At 36.6% G+C, this 21,320-nt stretch carries 20 protein-coding genes; 11 read left to right on the top strand and 9 right to left on the bottom strand.

The window, feature by feature from the left end:
* Positions 1 to 186: hypothetical protein (locus BZG01_RS21815; protein WP_218973182.1), on the bottom strand; the 186-nt coding region annotated here is incomplete at its 3' end.
* A gap of 352 nt (positions 187 to 538) precedes the next feature.
* Between BZG01_RS21815 and BZG01_RS20545 the strand changes: the two genes are divergently transcribed.
* The 6 genes from BZG01_RS20545 (at position 539) to BZG01_RS20520 (ending at position 6,031) form a co-directional block, all read left to right on the top strand.
* Entirely contained in the window at positions 539 to 1,339 is an 801-nt protein-coding gene (locus tag BZG01_RS20545) for a TorF family putative porin (RefSeq protein ID WP_101311723.1), read from the top strand.
* 22 nt (positions 1,340 to 1,361) lie between these two features.
* Positions 1,362 to 2,579: an ammonium transporter gene (locus BZG01_RS20540; RefSeq protein ID WP_180327413.1), complete on the top strand. Its 1,218-nt coding sequence runs from the start codon at positions 1,362 to 1,364 to the stop codon at positions 2,577 to 2,579.
* 247 nt (positions 2,580 to 2,826) lie between these two features.
* Complete coding sequence (locus BZG01_RS20535) at positions 2,827 to 3,132, top strand: superoxide dismutase (protein ID WP_101311721.1); 306 nt, start codon at positions 2,827 to 2,829, stop codon at positions 3,130 to 3,132.
* Positions 3,133 to 3,267: 135 nt separating this feature from the next.
* Positions 3,268 to 4,209, top strand: a complete 942-nt coding sequence (locus tag BZG01_RS20530; protein WP_101311720.1) for a sensor histidine kinase — start codon at positions 3,268 to 3,270, stop codon at positions 4,207 to 4,209.
* Complete coding sequence (locus BZG01_RS20525) at positions 4,206 to 4,850, top strand: response regulator transcription factor (RefSeq protein ID WP_101311719.1); 645 nt, start codon at positions 4,206 to 4,208, stop codon at positions 4,848 to 4,850. Before BZG01_RS20530 ends, BZG01_RS20525 begins: the two co-directional genes overlap by 4 nt.
* Positions 4,851 to 5,005: 155 nt before the next feature.
* Complete coding sequence (locus BZG01_RS20520) at positions 5,006 to 6,031, top strand: inorganic phosphate transporter (protein WP_101311718.1); 1,026 nt, start codon at positions 5,006 to 5,008, stop codon at positions 6,029 to 6,031.
* 162 nt (positions 6,032 to 6,193) lie between these two features.
* On the opposite strand, the gene BZG01_RS20515 is transcribed toward BZG01_RS20520, so the two are convergent.
* From BZG01_RS20515 to BZG01_RS20500, 3 genes are all read right to left on the bottom strand, one after another.
* A complete protein-coding gene (locus BZG01_RS20515; RefSeq protein WP_101311717.1) occupies positions 6,194 to 6,853 on the bottom strand; it encodes a (Fe-S)-binding protein in 660 nt (219 codons plus the stop codon).
* 27 nt (positions 6,854 to 6,880) lie between these two features.
* A complete protein-coding gene (locus BZG01_RS20510; protein WP_101311716.1) occupies positions 6,881 to 7,582 on the bottom strand; it encodes a GTP-binding protein in 702 nt (233 codons plus the stop codon).
* Between the two features lie 242 nt (positions 7,583 to 7,824).
* Entirely contained in the window at positions 7,825 to 8,628 is an 804-nt protein-coding gene (locus BZG01_RS20500) for an ATP-binding cassette domain-containing protein (RefSeq protein WP_101311714.1), read from the bottom strand.
* A 276-nt stretch (positions 8,629 to 8,904) separates the two neighbouring features.
* Between BZG01_RS20500 and BZG01_RS20495 the strand changes: the two genes are divergently transcribed.
* From BZG01_RS20495 to creD, 3 genes are read left to right on the top strand one after another with little or no spacing between them, the layout of a single operon-like run.
* Positions 8,905 to 9,522, top strand: a complete 618-nt coding sequence (locus BZG01_RS20495) for a hypothetical protein (protein ID WP_101311726.1) — start codon at positions 8,905 to 8,907, stop codon at positions 9,520 to 9,522.
* Positions 9,519 to 9,809 (top strand): winged helix-turn-helix domain-containing protein, encoded by a 291-nt coding sequence (locus BZG01_RS20490; RefSeq protein ID WP_101311713.1) that lies wholly within the window; start codon positions 9,519 to 9,521, stop codon positions 9,807 to 9,809. The genes BZG01_RS20495 and BZG01_RS20490 overlap by 4 nt, the downstream gene beginning before the upstream one ends.
* Before the next feature lie 54 nt (positions 9,810 to 9,863).
* The gene (gene creD, locus BZG01_RS20485) at positions 9,864 to 11,207 is read left to right on the top strand and encodes a cell envelope integrity protein CreD (RefSeq protein WP_101311712.1); all 1,344 of its coding nucleotides are present in this window, start codon (positions 9,864 to 9,866) and stop codon (positions 11,205 to 11,207) included.
* Positions 11,208 to 11,417: 210 nt separating this feature from the next.
* Here creD and BZG01_RS20480 read toward each other — a convergent pair whose 3' ends face one another.
* Complete coding sequence (locus BZG01_RS20480) at positions 11,418 to 13,031, bottom strand: dipeptidase (RefSeq protein WP_101311725.1); 1,614 nt, start codon at positions 13,029 to 13,031, stop codon at positions 11,418 to 11,420.
* Between the two features lie 210 nt (positions 13,032 to 13,241).
* On the opposite strand from BZG01_RS20480, the gene truA reads away from it, so the two are divergent.
* Entirely contained in the window at positions 13,242 to 14,048 is an 807-nt protein-coding gene (truA, locus tag BZG01_RS20475; protein WP_180327412.1) for a tRNA pseudouridine(38-40) synthase TruA, read from the top strand.
* Positions 14,049 to 14,061: 13 nt separating this feature from the next.
* Here truA and BZG01_RS20470 read toward each other — a convergent pair whose 3' ends face one another.
* Both BZG01_RS20470 and BZG01_RS20465 read right to left on the bottom strand, forming a co-directional pair.
* On the bottom strand, positions 14,062 to 16,200 hold the full coding sequence (locus BZG01_RS20470) for a PAS domain S-box protein (RefSeq protein ID WP_101311710.1): 2,139 nt from the start codon (positions 16,198 to 16,200) through the stop codon (positions 14,062 to 14,064).
* Between the two features lie 5 nt (positions 16,201 to 16,205).
* A complete protein-coding gene (locus BZG01_RS20465; RefSeq protein ID WP_101311724.1) occupies positions 16,206 to 17,342 on the bottom strand; it encodes an FIST signal transduction protein in 1,137 nt (378 codons plus the stop codon).
* A gap of 254 nt (positions 17,343 to 17,596) precedes the next feature.
* On the opposite strand from BZG01_RS20465, the gene BZG01_RS20460 reads away from it, so the two are divergent.
* Complete coding sequence (locus tag BZG01_RS20460) at positions 17,597 to 19,993, top strand: transglycosylase domain-containing protein (RefSeq protein ID WP_101311709.1); 2,397 nt, start codon at positions 17,597 to 17,599, stop codon at positions 19,991 to 19,993.
* Here BZG01_RS20460 and BZG01_RS20455 read toward each other — a convergent pair.
* Together BZG01_RS20455 and BZG01_RS20450 are read right to left on the bottom strand one after the other, a co-directional pair.
* A complete protein-coding gene (locus BZG01_RS20455; RefSeq protein ID WP_101311708.1) occupies positions 19,990 to 20,802 on the bottom strand; it encodes a CHAD domain-containing protein in 813 nt (270 codons plus the stop codon). The two genes, BZG01_RS20460 and BZG01_RS20455, sit on opposite strands and share 4 nt — an antisense overlap.
* A 92-nt stretch (positions 20,803 to 20,894) precedes the next feature.
* Positions 20,895 to 21,224 (bottom strand): PA14 domain-containing protein, encoded by a 330-nt coding sequence (locus tag BZG01_RS20450; protein ID WP_180327411.1) that lies wholly within the window; start codon positions 21,222 to 21,224, stop codon positions 20,895 to 20,897.
* Positions 21,225 to 21,320 lie beyond the last annotated feature (96 nt).

Genomic DNA, 21,320 nt, shown 5'->3' with positions numbered 1-21,320 from the left:
ATACAGCATCTGGCAGAACACCAAACCGTGACCAACGAACAAATGAGAAACTTGCTTCCTGATAAGTGGGCTGAGTAATATCTGATATTTTAATACCCCGTCAATTTGAACCAAAATTTGACGGGGTCTTTTTTTTGACGGAGTGCCGACGCGGAGACGCTTACCAAACAAAAAATTTGAAGCCATTTTCTCTTCTCCTTTAGGAGAAGGATAGGATGAGGTATTTTTAAGGGAAGGTGCCGACAAATTTCAGGAGCTAAGATCTTATTTCAACTCCCGACACCATCCTAAAATCAAACTTTGAATATGCAGGATCTCAATCTTTCGGGGATGCAGATTGACTAAAGTTTATGCCTGATTATTAAGGTGACCTAAAATTATCTCCTGATCCTACTATATTTCCGCGCTAGGTAATTCACCTAGTGTATCGCCATTTTTCGTAATTCATTTTAGGGGTAATTCTCTATTTCGGACTGATTTGCTCTCTCCTATATTCGTCATTGAATAATTCACACAATAACAAACTAACATTAATTCTATGAAACGATCAGGCGTATATCTGCTAATCGCATTTATGCTGAGTATTTGCAGTTCTTCTTTTGGACAAAAAGAGAAAGCGAAACTTGATTTTGGTGCCGATGTAATGAGCCGCTATGTTTGGCGGGGAACACAATTTGGAGGGACAAGTCCGAGTCTTCAACCATCGGTAACTCTCAACTACAAAGGCTGGGAATTGGGTGCATGGGGAGCTTATTCCTTAGGCGGAAACAATTCAGGCCAGGAATTCGACCTTTATTTGGGTTACACTTTTGCCAAAGATCTGTTTAGCCTTACACTAACAGATTACTACTTCCCAACCGAAGACGAAGATTACAATTATTTCGAGTTCAACAATGATCTTACTGGTCATGTGTTGGAAGGAAGCTTCCGTTTTAACGGCAATGACAACATTCCATTTGCTTTGATGGTTGCCGTTAACTTTTGGGGAGCAGATGCCGTTAAACTTGGAGATCATCCAAACACAACTGATTTCAATCAGAAAACAGGCCTCCAGTATTCTACCTACACTGAGCTGTCGTACAGTCATAAAATGGCGAACGACGTAACTCTTGATGCTTTTTTAGGAATGAATTTAACCAAACCGGCAGAAGCAAAAACCTCTACAGGATTTAACGGCGAAAGCGGCTACTACGGAAGTAAAGCAGGTATTGTTAATCTAGGTGTAACTCTTTCTAAAGAAGTTGCACTCAACGAGAAATTTTCCTTACCCGTTTCAGCATCTGTAATCACCAATCCAGTAGATGAAAAAATCTATTTCGTATTCGGATTTTCATTTTAATAAACACTAAAAACTAAATATTATGCTTGATACAGGATCAACTACTTTTATGATTTTATGTACCAGTCTGGTAATGTTAATGACACCAGGACTGGCCTTTTTCTATGGCGGACTAGCCGGAAAACGAAATATCTTAGGCGTAATGATGCAAACGTTTGTTTCATTGGGCATCACCACAATTATGTGGGTAACCATCGGTTATTCTCTATGTTTTAGCGGTGGAGAGGGAGGTATAATTGGAAACCTTGATTTTGCATTCCTAAATGGAGTCGGTTTTGATACCATGTACGCAGGTGCCGGCAGTAAGTATCCAAATTTTATATTTATAGCTTATCAAATGATGTTCGCCATCATTACACCTGCTCTGATTACCGGGGCATTCGTGAATCGTGTCACATTTAAAGCTTACCTCTTCTTTTTAGTGGTATGGCAATTATTTGTTTATTATCCATTCGTACATATGATTTGGGGCGGAGGAATCCTTCAGGAATGGGGTGTTCTTGACTTTGCCGGTGGTGTAGTTGTTCACGCAACTGCTGGTTTTGCTGCACTTGCTTCAGTATTTTACGTTGGAAAACGCCGTGACAGACAAAGCCCTCCCAACAGCATTCCATTGGTAGCAATTGGTACTGGTTTACTATGGTTTGGATGGTATGGTTTTAATGCCGGCAGTGAATTAGATGTGAATAACATTACAACACTTGCATTTTTAAATACCGACGTTGCAGCTTCTTTTGCGGCTATTACATGGTTAATTATAGAGTGGTCACGAGAAGGGAAACCTAAATTTGTAGGTTTATTAACAGGAGCTGTTGCCGGTTTGGCAACCATTACGCCTGCAGCCGGTTTCGTACCATTATGGGCTGCAATGCTTATTGGTATTCTTGCAGGCGCACTTTGTTACCTTGCTGTTCAACTTAAAAACAAATGGGGCTGGGATGATGCTCTGGATGTTTGGGGCGTTCACGGTATGGGTGGTGTCTTTGGAACTATCTTATTGGGTGTATTCGCATCTTCTTCAATTAACGGTCAATCGGGTCTTTTAGAAGGAGATGGTGCTTTCTTCTTTAAAGAGGTGGTAGCCGTGTTAATCAGCGCCGCTTATGCTTTCATTTTCACTTATTTAATGCTGACAATAATCAACTTCATAACTCCCGTTAAAGTTAATATGAAAGATGAAGATGATGGATTAGATGCATCTTTACATGGTGAACGTGCTTACGATGATGGAGCCCTGTAATCTTTTTACTACATACATTTATTCAAAGCAGCTTCTTTTTAGAAGCTGCTTTTTTTTGTTTTTAATCGGTTCCAAATCAGAAATCAGCAGAATGTAATAAAAGTGTAAATTTTTCTATTTGCATTGAAATATATTTTAATACATTAGTGTATCAGTTTCCTTGATTATCAAAGAAGCAAATAGAACTAAGACCTGCGGTTAATTGTAACTGTTCGTGGTCAAATCTGAAACACATAAAACACTTATTATGAAAATATTAGCCGTTGAAAAAGAATTAAAAGATGTTGACTGGAGTAACAAAAGCTGCATTTTAGAACAGGAAGCCCGTCACGTTCACGAATTATACATATCAGAATACCTGCGTGAAATCTATTTTAATGAAGACAATAATGCTGTATTGATAATGGAATGCAAGAGTTTGGAACATGCCAAAGAAATTTTAGATGAACTCCCTTTGGTAAAAGAAAAGCTGATCAAGTTTAAGATCATGCAACTCAACCCTTACACCGGATACAAGCGAATTATCAAAAAAGAGAATATCCAAAAAAAATAATTATACCCCTTTACTTCTCGAAACACATGAACTTCACATGACAACTTAAACTGATACTAAGGTTATCATGTGAAGTTCTCAAAAATACGGTTTTAAACGTAGTCTTTTAAACAATAGAATCCTTACTCTTGTTTCATGCTTTTACAAATTGCACTAATAGTATCGGTTTTATTACAATTCGGAGCTTTTTTTATTACCATTAGCCTGATTCCAAAAACACGCTTCAACAGCTCCTGGATTATGGTTTCCATAGGTTTCTTACTCATGGCTTTGCGCAGATTTGCAGAACTTTTTAGTGTGTTCACTGCAGACCAGGATAAACCGGAAATATTCATCACCAACTGGATGGCTGTCGTAATTTCATTGCTTATGTTTTTTGGTGCTTTTTACATTCGCCGTATTTTTCAACTTCAGGATAAGGTAGATAAAGAGAGAAAAGAAAATGAAGCCAAAGTGCTGAGTGCAGTTATCAAGACCGAAGAGCAGGAACGCCATCGCTTTGCCAAAGAATTGCACGATGGATTGGGGCCGATTCTCTCCACCATTAAAATGACAAATTCCGCTTTAAATAAATCTGCTGAAAATTCAAATAACCTGCAAATCATTCAAAAAACAGATCAGGCCATCAACGAAGCCATTATCACCGTTAAGGAGATATCCAACAAATTGAGTCCTCATATTTTGGAACGATACGGTTTGGAAAAAGCCATTAAAACATTTGTCGGGGGAATTCAGCTGACCGATCAATACCAAATTCAATTGATTACTCAATTGTATGGAAAACGTTTCGACTACAATGTGGAGTTGATTCTATATCGGATCATCGGTGAATTGTTCAGCAACACCATAAAACATGCTTCTGCATCTAAAATCGATCTTTCACTCCTTAGCTATCATCAAAAATTAGAATTGATGTACTGTGATAATGGGATCGGCTTTTCCACGGAACCAAGACCGGTAAAAGGAATGGGCTTGTCGAACATCCACACGAGGGTAAAATCGTTGGATGGAACCATTGAAATAAACAGCCGGAAAAATGAAGGCTTTTACCTCAAAGTAGAAATACCAATATCATGACTGAATCTTTAAAATTGGCACTGGTTGATGATCACGATTTGTTTCGTGAAGGGCTATCCTTTCTTCTCAACAATCAAAACAGCAAACCTGAAATTAAGGAAGTAAGTAATGGTCAGGAATTATTGGATTTGCTGGCCAACTGGCAGGCTGACATTATTCTTATGGATATTGAAATGCCGGTAATGAATGGAATAGAGGCAAGTAATGAGGTGATGAAAAAATATCCAGCCTCCAAAATAATTGCTCTTTCGATGCATGCCAACGAAAATTATTATTCGGAGATGATAGATGCCGGAGCCAAAGCCTTTTTGCTGAAAAATTCCAGTTTCGAAGAAGTTCAGCAGGCCATTGATGCCGTTATGGAAGGAAGAAATTTCTTTTCGCCCGAAATATTGGAAAGTATTATTGCCAATTTGAACCGAAAAAAAAATCAGCCCTCAAAATCTGATTTAACACAGCGGGAAATCGAGATTTTATACAATATCTGCAAGGGTTTATCGAACCAGGAAATAGCCGAAATGCTTTTTATCAGCAAACGCACAGTTGACAAACACCGCGAAAACATACTGCTAAAAACCCAATCGAAAAACACAGCATCTTTAGTTATTTATGCCATAAAAAATCACATTTTTGAAGTATGAAAAAGTGGGAACCCAAAATCTGAAAAGACTAAAGACATTCCTTTTACTCCAGACACTCTACGTACAAATACCTATTGCGCAATTACGTTTTTATACGCTGATATATAGCTTACAGATGAAATACTTTTGATGATAACAAATCAAAACATTCTGCTATGCTGATCCCTTTTTTAATTCCTTTTGTAATCGCCGTTTTTTTATCCGTAAATATGGGGGGAAGTGGCACCGGACCAGCCTTTTCTGCAGCCTATGGTTCTAATGTTATTAAAAAGAGTTTGATTCCAGGCTTATTTGGACTGATGGTTTTTACAGGTGCAATTGTTGGTGGTGAAGAAACAGCCAAAACCATTGGAAAAGGCCTTCTTGATCCACAATTAATGAGCTTTTCGGTTGTCTCCGCCATATTATTAGCCGTGGCGGTTTCCTTACTAATTGCCAATCTCTTTGGTATCCCTCAATCAACCAGTCAGTCGACGGTAATGGCCGTAACTGCACCGGCAATCTATTTCCATTCACTAAATACCAACAAACTGTTATTCGAAATACTCCCAACCTGGTTCATAATGCCAATTGTGGCTTTTGCACTGGCATTTTTTATTGGCAAATACATATACAAACCCATACGAAAACGTGGCTACACGATCTCCAAAAAAGTAAATGACAGCTATCTGTTAAAAGGCCTAATTGTAATTATGTCCTTATATGTGGCCTTTTCCATAGGAACCAATAATGTTGCCAATGCTGCCGGCCCCTTATCATCAATGGCCTGCAACGAGCTAATGGTGAGTCAAAACCGCTACTTGCAGGTAATGATACTCGCCACATTAATAGTCGCACCAAGTTTTTCCATTGGCAGCTCAGTTTTTGGTGATAAAATTTTACAAAACACCGGAAAAGAAATCGTGCTGTTTGGAAGAATCGAAGCAGTTATCATTGCTTTTATCTCAGCAAGTTTATTGCTAAGCGCGTCTCTAATCAAAGGAATTCCAACTTCGTTGGTACAGCTTAATGTTGGTGCTATTATTGGAATTGGAGTTGCTAAATTGGGATTCCGCAACATATTCCGGAAAACCGAAGTCGATCGGTTTTTTGTGATGTGGATCATCGCTCCCATGGTTTCTTTTGGTTTGTCGCTGTTGTTCATCTATTTGCTCGATATAATGGGACTCATTGATTTATAATTTGTTTTGATCCGCAAACTTTCAAAAATATTAAAAAAAAAGGATTCAATTATTGGAACAACATTCTCAACTATTTTTATTTTAAAATGATGCAGCATATCAAAAAAAAAGCGCCCTTAGCGATGAAATATCTCTGAGGGCACTTTACATTTTTAACTAGACTTATTTCATCGAACAAACAACAGGAGGCTGCCATACTTTCAAGTCAATTCCTTCAATCAGGATATTCTCATCTTCAATTTTAACTACTACTCCAGAGTGTACCTTTTGCATCATGCAATGTTTCGGTAAAAACCTCACCGTTTCACCCACTTTTACATTTTTTCCATGAAACCGGCCCTCAAAAGCAATGACCATACAGCAACCTACCGGTGTAAACTTAGTCTCGCTTTCTCTCCTTCTGCACGGACCAATTAGGTGTACAGTAACCAACAAATGATCAATCTTTATCACATTCCCGTAATGTACTATCGGACATCCCAAGGGTCTGTACTCAATCACTTCCCCTATCTGCAAGTTAACTAAAGCCATAGGCATCAGCACTTCCCTGCATGAAATTTCTCCTTTCAGAGGATCCAAAACAATATCAGCTTCGTAAGCATCAATTACTCCTACTGTTTTTTTCTGACACCCATTCGGCTCACCCATTGCTAATCTCTCAATTTCTATTTTATTAGCAATGAATCGTTCCTGCGTAAAAAATGGACATAAATCCAGACTTGACGGTTTAATTTCAATCGCTTCAGCAAAATCAGTACATGAACCAAAGCCGCAACGCCCGCAATTGAACCCGGGAAGAAACTCTATTATCTTTTTTTCCATATTCCTATTCCTTAAAACGGCAACAACTTATTCACCAACATATTCCTGCATGCCATTCATTTTCCGTAACAATCCACGGTGATGTTCAGCACCAACTCTTTTTTCACCCGCACAAAGCGTGCATACCGAAAAAGGCGCATTGTGCCGCAAACTTTCATTTTCAGACACTACTTTTTCAGTACTTCTAATTTGCAAAGCCAATTCCGAAGCTCCTTGTCCGCTTAATCCATTTGCCTCAATGATTGAACAATTCGGATTGGTTTCCAAAATACATTCCCGAAATATCTCCCGCTCCGCCTGCGATATCATATCGCCTTTTGTAATCACCACAATATCAGCACAACTCAAAAAAGGCCCCACTTTCATCGGATTATTGGGTCCGCTGGTCGCATCAATTACACAAACACCCAAACTATTATGGGTATAAGGTGCACATCGATGACACAAACCCGCCGTCTCCATAATCAGAAATTCTGATTTTTGCTCTTTGGCAGACTCCAATATTGCATCGGTATTGTAAATTGAGAAATGATCGGGACACATGTCCATCGATAAGCCCAACTGAACGTGAACACCCAATTTTGCAAAGCGTTTGGGGTCATCGGAATACAAACAGTCGATCTTTACAACCGATGGCTTTACATTCTGTTGTAACAATATTTTCAGGGTATGAATTAGAACAGCAGTTTTTCCGGCACCCGGAGTTCCTGCAACAATAATAAACTTCATATGATTATAATTTTAGGTTTTTGCCATATAGCCTGTCCCGAACTTGTTTCGGGAGAACTTACCATGCACGGAATAATCATTTCCCTGTGTGCAGAAAGCTTTATACATGGACGTTTCATATTTTTTTTTAAATTAAGACCTTTGAAAACAGCTTGGAAATCATCATTCGTTGCAGCAAATGATTTTGCATGGCTCATTTCACTAATCTGTTATTTCCCATGTACAACTCAATCACTCACCGATTATAAGCATTTCAAAAAACTCGATTCGTGAAGCAATGCATCAAAATTTACTTCTTCTATTTTTTTACCTGCCCGTACATCTTCTCTCAAAGTCAAGATATATTGATCGATATCATTTAACTGTAATGATATTTGTTTCTCACGGTACGTACTTTCTATAATATCGCGCATACCTCCATTCCTCATAATAATTCTTTTTTGGGCACTTAATGCCAAAACCGGATCGTGAGTAACCACAAGAATTATTTTCCCCTCTCCCGACAGCAATTGTAAAGCCTCATGTTTTTTAATTCCGGCATTTTCAATTTCATCGATTAAGACAATCGGCGATTCGCTGATAATGGCAACATCTGCCACCATGAGAGCCCTGGTTTGTCCTCCGCTCAAAATCGTTAGATTATCACTTGCATTGATTGGCTCACCCGTAAGTGTGTTGGCAATAGAAATTACGTGTTTTACATCAATATTTTTTTTCCCCCGGCACTTGGCGTGAAGTTTTAAAAAATCGGCAACAGGCATGTCTGCAAAAAAATTCATATTCTGAGACAATTGCGCCACCATTTTTTTTCTGGGATCGCTCCGAAGTTCATGACAAGGAATTTCGCCATTAATTAAAATTTTGCGCTTGCTTGCTGTATCTCCTTGTGCCAACTGCTCAATATCTGCAATCAGCTGACTTTTCCCACTACCGGTAGGGCCAACAATCCCATATATTTCACCTTTGTTTATCCGTAAATCGGGCAAACGTTCCGTATTGCCAAACTTGTCAATACCTGCCTGTATTGTAATTTGATGTATTTTCATAAGCTACTCCGTTCAAATTGATATGGTACAAAGTTCAAGCTTATTCTGTTCAGAAGAAACAGCTTATGAACGTATTATGAGAATAGGTTTTTGTACGTATTTACACAAGTAATTGTATCCACTACAAACAGGTATGTAAAAAATCTTACAACTAAAGTCTTTTATATTTTGTGGCTTTAAATGCTATTAATTTCAAGTCAAAAATTATTTTTCCCTTTAAATAATGAATATTCAAATTTTTCCTCTATATTTACTTTGAATTACAAAGTACTTTTCATGAATCAGCAAAAATACATCGAAGACCTAAAGAACATCAAAGAGATGATGAACAAGTCATCTAAATTCATCTCTTTGAGTGGCTTATCGGGAATATCAGCAGGAATAATTGCACTTATTGGTGCCTATTTTGCCTGGATAACAATTTATTCAAAAACTGGATATCAGGATTTTAACCGAACACTCCTTAATAATGATCAGTTAATAGAATTACTGACAATTGGTATCGTAACACTCCTGCTCGCCTTAGGTTTTGGACTCTTTTTCACCAGATTAAAGACAAAAAAATTAAAACAAAAAGTGTGGGATTCTCAAACCAAAACACTTCTGATTAATTTGTTAATTCCATTGCTTAGCGGTGGTATATTTTGCCTGCTCCTTTTAATAAAAGGATACATCGGATTAATTGCGCCACTAACCTTACTATTTTACGGTTTGGCATTGGTAAATGCCAGTAAATACACAATAAGCGAAATCCGCAGTTTGGGAATGCTTGAAATTTTACTAGGTTTGACTGCAACTTATTTCATAGGATATGGTTTGATTTTCTGGTGCATCGGATTCGGTCTGCTGCATATCATTTATGGAATCATAATGGAGATAAAATACAAGTCGTGAAGGAATTACTTAAAAATTTAAATAAAGCTTTTGAAAACCGAATCCGGCTGGGAATCATGTCGGCTTTAGTGGTAAACGATTACCTCGATTTTAACGCCCTAAAAAACCTTTTGGGCGTTACAGATGGTAATTTGGCAAGCCATTTAAAGTCGCTTGAAAAAAGTGATTACATTCGTGTGCAAAAAGAATTTCTGGATCGAAAACCCAACACTAAATATTCTGCTTCGGATGAAGGCAAACTAGCCTTTATCAGACACATAAAGGCCATAGAGCAATTGCTGAAATAATTTTTTTATCATTACACTTTGAATTTCAAAGTACTTTTAAATAAATATAAAAAAATGAACGATTCACAATCACCACTCGACAAAGTTAACAGCTGGATTAAGAATTCGGTTGGACTGAAATTAGGAACGATCACCATCCTAATGCTCTTATTATTGATTCCTGCCAGCATGATTAAATCAATCATCAGCGAGAGAGAAATGCTCAATCAGTCGGTATTAAATGAGGTAAGTCAAAAATGGGCTGGCAAGCAGCAAATTAACGGACCAATTCTCACCATTCCATTAATCTATGAATATGAAATTGAAGATGGCAAGATCATCACGAAAACAAAATACCTGTACCTACTACCCGAGCAACTGGCAATAACGGGTAAAATAGAACCTGAGAAGTTGAAAAGAGGAATTTATGAAGTAGTTGTGTACAAAAGTATTTTAGATTTCTGCGGTCAATTTAAACTCAACACCAAAATTGATCAAGATGGATTGAAAGAAATCAAATACGGTGAAGCCTTCCTAACCGTTGGAATATCGGATCTTCGAGGCATAATAGATCAAATTACACTGAACTGGGGGAATCAAAAACTGGATGTACAACCCGGGTCTAAACTAAACGATATGATTAGTTCGGGCATTAGCATCGATTTGCCTGATGTAAGCAACCAAATCAACACAAATATCGATTTCTCATTCCAATTAAATTTGCAGGGGAGCCAAAACCTTTCCTTTATACCGCTAGGCAGCACCACAAATGTAAACCTATCCTCCACCTGGAATTCACCAAGTTTTAATGGCAATTTTCTTCCCGACAACCGAGAGGTAAGCGATGAAGGTTTTTCGGCCGATTGGAAAATTCTGCAGCTAAACCGTAACTATCCGCAAACATGGGTAGATAAAAACATGCGAAACGAAATGCAGTATTCAGCCTTGGGTGTTGATTTAATTATGCCTCTGGACGATTATCAAAAGTCCATGCGCTCCTCCAAATATGCAGTTATGACTATTGCGCTGATATTCTTGGTATTCTTCTTAGTCGAGATTTTGAATGGACGGAAAATTCACCCATTTCAGTACACTTTAGTTGGTCTGGCTCTTTGTCTTTTCTACATCCTGCTGATATCCATATCGGAGCATTCCAATTTTAACATTGCCTACCTAATTTCAGCAGGCATAACATCACTGATGATATTAATTTATGCCAAAAGTGTATTTAAATCTGGCAAATTCACAGGAGTTTTAACAGCCACCATACTGGGTATTTACGGCTTTTTATTTGTCACCCTGCAATTAGCCGATTATGCTTTATTAATGGGAAGTACTGGCTTAGCATTAATACTGGGAGTCACCATGTACTTCACTAGAAATATTAACTGGTACAAGTTAAATATGAAGACAGAATAAAATCGCTGCAAATGAAAATCCATCTGTCCATAATTCCTCTCCCTTCTGCTCGCAAGTACTGCTATTTCTATATTTTCTGTGTGGAAATTGGCAAATGGTATTGGGATTATGGCTTTGGATTCCAATTTTGATTTTTTTTACTATTAAAAAAACCGGTTGAAAAAAATGTTCAACCGGTTTTTTATGCGTTTGGATAAAAATCTGATTTAATTAAAATCCCAATCCAAATCTCCCCCAATATTCATTTTCCAGCTCTTTCCAACGTAACATGGCAGCACCAGTAAAATCGCGGGTATATTTGTTCAACAATACTTTTGCCTCTTTTGTTTTACCATCCTTCAATAGCTTCTGTATTTGACTTTCAAGCTCAGCGGACTCTTTAAATCCTTTTTCCTCAAAGTAGGCAACTTCTTCCATCATTCCCTTTCGAGTGGTTTGCCATTGTAAAGTAGCCAATTTGTTGGCTTTGCGATATTGCCAAATAGCAGCATCGTCGCGGTAGCGATGCTGACCGCAATATTGAAAACTTTCCGGCAATTCGGTTGTTCCGGAGTAAATAGGAATACGAGGGCTTTGAGCTGGATTGTCAAAAGAAAACCACGCTCTTCCACCAATTTCATCTGGTAACCAATCTCTTAACTGAATAATATGAGAATACGAACACCACGATACAGCAACAGTTCTCTGGTATTCAACTGTTCCATCTTTTAAGTAATTATACAATTTACGATTATCACCATTCGGCCATGGATGCGCATTTAAAGCCTTAATGGTATCGGCACCTATCTCCTCATTCTCTTTATTGTATTTTTTCCTTATCACATTCAGATTCTGAGTCATATCATACTTAGTTCCTTCGTAGGTTTCTCGATACAACGCAATAATATCGCGTACTGAAACTTTCTGATCCGGTTTGACCGAAAAAGGTAATTCTTCCGCCTCAAAATCTAATTTTAAAGATGGAGCCAAAGCATTCATGATAAAAAACTCCCGAATTTTAAAAGGCTTTTCAACCTTACCATAAGCTTTCCAGAATTTAAATTCCTCTTTACCATCCCAGCGCTTAAGCTCTTTCGCCACAGAGAAAACATTCTCCGAATACATAAAGTAGTCTTTGTTCTTTTCATCAATTACTCCAATTCTTGAAATATTTGCCGATACACCAATATGATCATCCGGAATGCGCTGCGCAGCCCAAACTCCACCTATTTTATCGGGACCTTCACCAAAAATTTCCAATTGCCAAACTTCTTTTTTATCAGCAATCGTAATGCATTCGCCCCAATCGCCGTAACCATATTCCTTAATTAATTTCCCGATCAATGCAATAGCATCACGAGCCGTTGTGCATCGCTGAAGTGCAATACGTTCCAACTCTTCAATCAGAAACATTCCTTTGTCATTCACCAATTCTTTCGGACCAACAATGGTTGTTTCACCAATAGCTAGTTGTTTCTCATTCAAACAAGGATAGGCTGTATTTAAATAGGCATAAGTTTCCTTTGCCTGAGGTATTGTTCCAACCACTTTCATTTTTCGTTTGTCCCAGGCCGTTTCTGTCTTCAAACTGCCTTTGTAAATTTCAAGGGTAGTATCCTTTTCAAATTTTTGTCCTTTTTCAACCTGTAACCAAGTTCGGTATCTGCCATCGCAGGTATGACTGGTAATTACAGATCCATCCGAAGTGGCCTTTTTTCCAACCATTATACTCGTGCAGCTTTCTCCGAAATAAGGATCGTTCACCTGATCGAATACCGACTGAGCATTTGATTGGTGAGTACTAATTGCAAAAATCACCAAAATGGCAATCAATAATTTCTTCATTGTTTGTTGTTTTAGTTTATCCTCTAAAAACATTAAATCATGTTTATATTTTCCCAAAAATGAGCTCTAAGATAACTTATTGATAATATTTATTGGCAATTTGATGATAATTTAAAAGCAGTTTAGAGAATTCCTGATCATTTTAAAAATTGGTCCTATGAATTGATACCTTTGCCGAATAGAAAAATTCATAAGCTAAAACAAGTAAGAGTGAGGTACTTTTTTCACATCGGATACAAGGGAACCGCATATAGAGGTTGGCAACGACAGAACAATGTTGTAAGTGTTCAGGAAGTACTTGAAGACAAATTATCCAAATTGCTAAAAGAGAAAATAGTTTGTATTGGGTGTGGCAGAACAGATGCAGGAGTACATTCCTCACAGTATTTTTTCCATATCAATACTGACAGGATATGGAACGATCACCATCTTTTTGTATTGAATAAAATCCTTCCTTCGGATATTTCGGTTTACGATGTTTTTGAAGTGGATAGCCATTATCATGCACAAACAAGTGCAAGTAAAAGAACGTACAACTACTTTATCCACACCAAAAAAAATCCATTTTTAAATGAAATAAGTACACTTTACAATATAACTCCTGATGTGGGGAAAATGGCTAAAGCGGCCTCTGTAATTACAAAATACAACGATTTTAGAGCTTTGTGCAAATCCCCGGACAGCCACAACAATACGCTCTGTAATATATTCTCTGTGCAACTGTTTACTGATGCTTCGGAAACAAACTTCCGTTTACAAATAACGGCCAATAGATTTTTAAGAGGGATGATTCGAATTCTTGTTCACGAATTAATCGAAGTGGGAACAGGCCAAAAAAGCATAGAAGAGTTTGAAGAGATGATTAAAAGCAAAACACCTCTTCAATTTCTAAATTTAGCTTATCCTCAAGGCTTGTATCTTTCAGAAATAAAATATCCGTTTTTAAATACAAATCCTGTTGACGACTTTTGTCCCCTTTTAAAAATGAATAAATGGATAATGATAAATAATGTGTAACTGCAATCGGTAATTAGAGAATGTATTTTTCAATTTTTAGATACAAATCCTCCGGATTTATTGGCTTGGTTACGAAATCATTCATTCCTGCATCCAATACTTTTTTACGAATTTCGTTAAATGCAGAAGCGGTAATTGCTAAAATTGGCATTGTCTTGTATTTTTCATCGGGCAGACTCCGAATACTTCGTGTGGCTTTATAACCATCCATTATTGGCATCTGTAAATCCATTAGCACCATGTCAAAATTGTCCGCCTGCACCTTTTCAAAAGCTACCTGTCCATTCATTGCAATGTCGTATGTAATCTCCCATTTTTTCAAAAACTGCTTCAAAATCAATATATTCATCTGATTATCTTCAGCCAGCAAAATATGCAAACCTTTCATTTTATCGTTGTTTTGATAACCTTCGGTAACAAAATCCAATTTGGGTTTCGACCTATGGCTAATTGTCAAACACAAATCAAAAGAAAAAGTAGTTCCAAATTCAAGATCACTCTTAACATTAATGCAACCACCCATAATCTCAATTAACTTTTTTGAAATTGTTAAGCCAAGACCGGTTCCTCCATACAATCTTGTGGTATTTGAGTCTGCCTGAGAAAAAGATTGAAATATTTGATCTTGTTTATCTTCGGGAATTCCGATACCTGTATCTTTAATTTCAAATTTCAATTTCACCTTATCATCATATTTTTCCTGATAAGACACCATCACCTGAACATTTCCTTTATCGGTAAATTTAACTGCATTGCCACACAAATTATTAAGGACTTGCGAGATACGGGTTGGGTCTCCAATTAAATAGGCAGGAATTTTAGGATCCACATCAACAATAAAATCCAAACCTTTCTCTTTCGATTTCATATCAAAACCTGAAGCTATGTTCTGAATCAGATTTCTGAAATTGAAATCCAAAGATTCAATATCAACACGACCAGCCTCAATCTTACTAAAGTCTAAGATATCATTAATCAAAGTCATTAAATTATCTGCAGATAGTTTCAGGATATTGATATTCTGAATTTGATCTTCTCTTGGATTATCCTCTGACAATAAATGAGTAACTCCAATAACCGCATTCATTGGAGTACGTATCTCATGCGACATGGTGGACAAAAACTGTGCTTTCGCATAAGTTGCCTCCTCTGCCTTCTCTTTTGCAATAATCAACTCTTGTTCCACTTGTTTTCTTTCCGATAAATCATTTAGCACAACAAATAAAATATTTCCATCCATTAACGGCACTTTGTTTAATGCAACCTCAACTGGAAATTCTATTCCATTCTCTTTGCGGTGAATCCAATCAAACTTAGCATTACCTCTAATCTTACCTTCTTCTATATACATTTTGGCTTTATCAAAAGATAACAAACCATCAGGTTGATATTCAGGAGAAAAATCTTTTACATATTTACCAATAAAATTCTCCTTCCGGCTTACACCAAATAAATCTAGACAAGCTTTATTGCAATCAATAAACCGGGATTCTTTAATTAGAAGATAGGCCACAGATGATTTTTCAAATATCAATTTGAATTTTTCTTCCGTTTTATTTTTCTCTTCCTCAAGTCTTTTTCTCTCAGTAATATCTTTTAAAGTTCCAGTAAAACCATTTCTCTTTCCATCAAAACCTCTTGTGACTCTAACTGTAGCTTCGCACCATTTGTAACTGCCACTAATGGTTACCATCCGAACTTCAATAAAGCAGAAACTGGTTTTATGCTCAATTAAAGTTCTAAATTTCGACATACACCCCTCAATATCATCAGGATGAACGAATTCAAAGGCATGATTTCCAATACTTTTTGATATATTAAACCCGGTTATTTTTGTCCATGCTGAATTTAAGTACAGCCATTCTCCGGTAAAATTAGTTTGAAAAATTACCTCTGAAATATTATTTACAATTGATTCCATTCTGGAAGATGCAGCCTCAACCTCCTGCGTCTTATTATCAACCGCTTTTCGCAATTCCTTATTAAGGGTAAAAAGTTCCAGGGAACAAGTATCTAAAATATTCTCCGTTTGTTTTATATCTTTATCGTAGTCCTCATACGCTTCTTCCACAGCATTCAGAAAGTCATTAAATTTACTTTCATCTTCTGCAGATAAATACTTACGGACTTGCCTTTTCAATAATCGATGCATATGCTTTATTTTTCAGAAAAGGTGGTTATAGTCATGGTTTGATTGTGTAGAAAACCAGGACCATCTTCTTTAAACGGAGATATTTCCCCGTAAGAATAAAATCCCGTAAGGACAGCCTGTTTACCTATCACATCGGCAACAACTTCAACTTCTTCTTCAACCAATTGCTTAAGCACTAATTTGCGCCCAACACAACTAATCAAAACAGCGAATTCTGACTCTCCTTTCGGAATCATATCAGTACTTGCTTTAGCCGACAATTCAGCTCCTGAAATTAATCGATCTACGTTTGCTTTCATCAATTTCACATATCCTCCATCAGGAATATTGCCACCAAATATGAGGCTTTGATCCTTCTCATTTATTCCATGCACGGTGCGAACCACAGCATTTTGAGAATCTCCCACCCGACAGCTTAGTGGAAATGACATGCCTGACACTGGTAAGTCTTTTGCTCGTTCCCCTAAAAATTGTTTGTATAGTAAAAGAGCTGGTTGGTGATCCAATTCGTACAAAATATTACCTTTTGATTTTGTAACAAGGCGTTCAATGCCAAAATTCTCCCATCCACCATTTGTTCCGTATCCAATAGAGATAGAATCTCCATAGAATCCTAAGGCGCAAACACAATTTGATTTTGCCACTCCTTCTTTATCGAACACAAGTGTTTCAGAAAATCTTGTTCCGTCTCCGGCCAATCCTCCTGTAACTGCAACTTTCTTCGACAATTTATTTTGAATCCCTTCAAGAAGATTACATCCATTTATAGTAATTCCATCGGATAAAACCATTAAATGCTTCAGACCCTTCTGAGGAAATTTCTCACACAATTTCTCACCGCATTCAATATCGTTCTTATACTTGGTAAGATCAACAGATTCTATTCTTAGCTTTGTAGAAGAAAATTTAACTGCTGCAATGGAAATACTCTTTTCGAATACCTCCAAGCCTGAAATTTCACCAGAGCTGGAGCATCCAAAAATCATTGCATCCGGAAAAGAATTTTTAATTGTTGACTTAAATTCCTTTTCGCACATCAATTCTCCATCACCAAAAATAAATAACAAATCCGGCTTAAAACGAATCTCTTTTATTTTAGAAAACTCATTTCTTGAACTTATGATTAATTTTTCTATCTCCACCTCTGTAAATTTAAAAATGAGACTCACTAATCACATCATATAAATCATACAATTAAAGCAATTAACACCAGCTAAAAGTATTCTCGTCATCTGTGTGATAAAAGGAACAATTCAGACTGTTACATTAAGATACTAAAAAAATAAGTATTATTGTTTACATTTGAACGCGAAATTTTCAGAATGGATTTATTCTGGTTATAATCTTTTTGAAATTTATGCGTTATTGTAATAAATAAGATGTTATTAGATTTAGAATGGCAACAGCAAAAAAATCTTCCAAAGGAAAAACTCCTTCTCAAAAGAAAAAAAGCAGTAAAAAAAAGAATACCGGAAAGCGTTCATTTTCGAGTTATTTAATCCGTTTTTTTGGATTCGGGCTACTCTTATTCCTGATAACTATTGGTATTTTACTTGGTTCTGTGTACATCGGCCTTTGGGGCAAATTGCCGGATTACTATACTCTTAAAAGCATTAAAAATGCAAATGCATCTGAAATATATTCTGAAGACGGTGTTGTGTTAGGGAGAGTTTATGCTGAAAACCGAACCAATGTAAATTTTAAAGACATTTCTCCAGATGCAATCAATGCGCTAATCGCTACTGAAGATGCTCGTTTTTACGAACATCAAGGCATTGATCAAAGAAGTTTGATGCGCGTATTGGTAAAATCCTTAGTTATGGGCGATAAAAGTTCAGGAGGAGGAAGTACTCTGAGTCAGCAACTGTCAAAAAATCTTTTTCCCCGGGGAAATTTTGGTCCATTAAGCATGCCGGTAAACAAGATTAAGGAAACTATAACTGCATCCCGTCTGGAAAAAATTTACTCAAAAAAAGAAATTCTTCAGCTGTATTTAAATACGGTTTCGTTTGGCGAGAATGTTTTTGGTATTGAAAGTGCATCCCGGCAGTTCTTTAGTAAACCGGCATCAAAACTTGAAATTCATGAATGTGCTGTACTCATCGGAATGCTTAAGGCACCAACATCTTATAATCCAAGACTTCATCCTGAAAGATCAAAACAAAGAAGAAATATTGTCCTGAGTCAAATGGCTAAATATAAATTCATTACGGATCGTAAATTGAATGAAATTCAGGCTCGGCCCCTAATTATCAATTATCAGAAACAATCAACCCAAAAAGGTTTGGCATCTTATCTCCGGGAAAGAATAAGAATTGAAACAAATACAATATTAAAAAAACACCCAAAAGAAGATGGTACTTACTATGATGTTTACCGTGATGGACTAAACATTATAACCACACTAGACGCAAGAATGCAAATGAATGCTGAACAAGCGGTTGCAGAGCATATGAAAAATCTGCAAACCCAATTCGTTCAGCATTGGGGCAATAGATCCCCCTGGGGAAAGAATACAGATGTAATAGAGGACGCTAAACTACGATCTGACCGCTACAAATCCCTTAAACAAAAAGGAAAATCTGCAGCGGAAATTAATAAAATATTTAACGAAAAGGTGAACATGAAAATTTTCACCTGGAATGGAGATAAAAAGGTAAAAATGTCTCCTCTTGACTCTATAAAACATTACATCCAAATATTAAACACCGGATTTTTAGCCATGGAACCTCAGAGTGGAAAAATTAAAGCTTGGGTTGGCGGAATCAATTTCGATCATTTTAAATATGATCATGTAAAAGCAAAGCGGCAGGTTGGTTCAATTTTTAAACCAATTGTTTATACTGCAGCTTTGGAAGAGGGAATTTCCCCTTTCGAATACCTTCCCAACGAACGCAAAATTTATGAAGAATACGATAATTGGTCGCCACGAAATGCGGATAACCTTTACGAAGGAAGTTACAGCATGGAAGGAGCACTTGCTGAATCGGTAAACACTATTGCTGTAGATGTTCTTTTGGAAACTGGAATGCGTAATACCATTGTGTTGGCTGAAGAAATGGGAATTGACAGTAGTTTACCAAAAGTACCATCTCTTGCTTTGGGAACAGCAAATATTTCACTGTTTGAGATGATTCAGGTTTATGCTACTCTGGCGAACAGAGGTATACATACAGATCCTTACTACATTTCCAAAATTGAAGATCATAATGGCAATTTAATTGTAGATCTTTCTGCTGAAAGGGAAGAAAACAGGCTTGTGATATCTCCTCAAAATGCCGATATAATTAATCATATGCTTCAGGCTGTAGTTAATGAAGGCACAGCAAAATCGCTTCGCTCAGTTTATGGATTGCAAGGAGAATTAGCCGGAAAAACAGGTACAACACAAGATCAGGCGGACGGCTGGTATATTGGTTACAATTCCAATTTAGTGGCCGGAGCATGGGTTGGTGCCGAAGATATGCGTATTCATTTTAACTCTTTGAGTCTTGGACAAGGAGCAAGCATGGCTTTACCCATTTACGGTAAATTCATGAATAAATTAAGTACAAATAAAAACTTTAAACGCTATACAAACTCACCTATTGCAAAACCTGACAATGATATTTTGGCAGACTTGGATATGCCACACTATTTACCGCCGGAATCAAACTTTTTTGATCATTTATTTGGTGTTACAGCAACAGATCAAGATAAATTAATGAAACGAAAAGCGAGACGGGAAAAGCGTAAGAATGAGAAAAAATCAATTTATCAAAAAATTAAAAACATATTTAGACGCAAAAACTAGAAATGCTTCCGCAAATATTTATCGGCTTCATTTTTTAATTCCAGCTTTAATTTATTGTTCTGATTTTTTAAGTTTTTAAGAATTCTCTTGACTGAAGGTTGAGGTAATTCCTTGTCCAGTTTAATCAGGAACTTATCCATTACTTTGTAATTGTGCCAATTACCTAGTAATGTTTCGGTTGAATTTACAATATCCAAAGCTTGTCTTCTTTTCTCATCATCCTGCAGGGCAAGCAGTAATTGCTGAAGCGCCTTAACAACCTTGAGCAGCTTTCTGATTTCATGATGGTATTCCTCTCCTTGTGACGAATTAAATAACTTGTTTACTATTTCCAATTCATCATGAATAATGCTGTCTGTTTTTATTTTAAGTTCCGAAATATTCACCTGATTTAATGAGGAACATAAACTTGCTACTCCTTTTTTAAACTTTAGGATCTCGAATTCAGACCATTTAGCTCTAAAATTTTCAACACTCACATTCATCCTGCCATCTAAAACAATCATTATCTCAGTGGGAATATCAACATTACTGTTTAACAACAATGATTTAGAAACTTGAAGAGCACGGAGTTTACCGGCACTATTAAAAATGCCATTCAACTGCTTCAATAGTTTCGAGCCGGCATCAGTATCCAAATCAAATTCTTCAATCAATAGCAGTAAGCTTCGTATGTACTTAATATCTACACGCAGCTTGTGAATGTCCTCTTCTTTAATTTGCTTTGCCAATGACAAATTAATTAAAAAAGAATCGAACCTCTCTCTATAAAATGAACTTAAACCTGTATTTTCTTCTTTAGATTGCATTTTTCCTATTTTTATATACAAGATACATAAAATCAGAAAATTACAAGCATGAGACAATAATGATTTTTAATATAAAATTTAGATCTCCTATTTTAATGAAATAAATTTTCGGAATTAATTGGTATTTGATCAAAATAATTGGAACACCAAGATACTTGCTGATTAGCGTAAGGAGTATTTTTCACCATCACAATTCTTACAGGATACATACCTTCGTCCAGATGAATCCGGCCTCTGCGTTCCTGTCTTGCATTCAGTCCTTCATTACTTATTATAACATGATCTCCAATGGATATTTGAGCAGGATCTACAGCATAATTAAAAAAGGTATAAGTTGCTTTTTTATCAATCTTTAAATAACCTGTTATTTCCATTGCATAATACTCTTCCTCAATAGAGGTTATATCGATTAAAAAAACCATGAGATAACACATATTTACTTATTATTGTTTCTACGACAAACCAATAATAAGGTGTACCCCATGGAGTATTCAAAGATAAAGAATAAACCTAAAGTT

Origin of the sequence: Labilibaculum manganireducens, from assembly GCF_002843385.1 — a bacterium.
Classification (GTDB): Bacteria; Bacteroidota; Bacteroidia; order Bacteroidales; family Marinifilaceae; genus Labilibaculum; species Labilibaculum manganireducens.
This window is presented reverse-complemented; position numbering and strand designations above follow the sequence as displayed.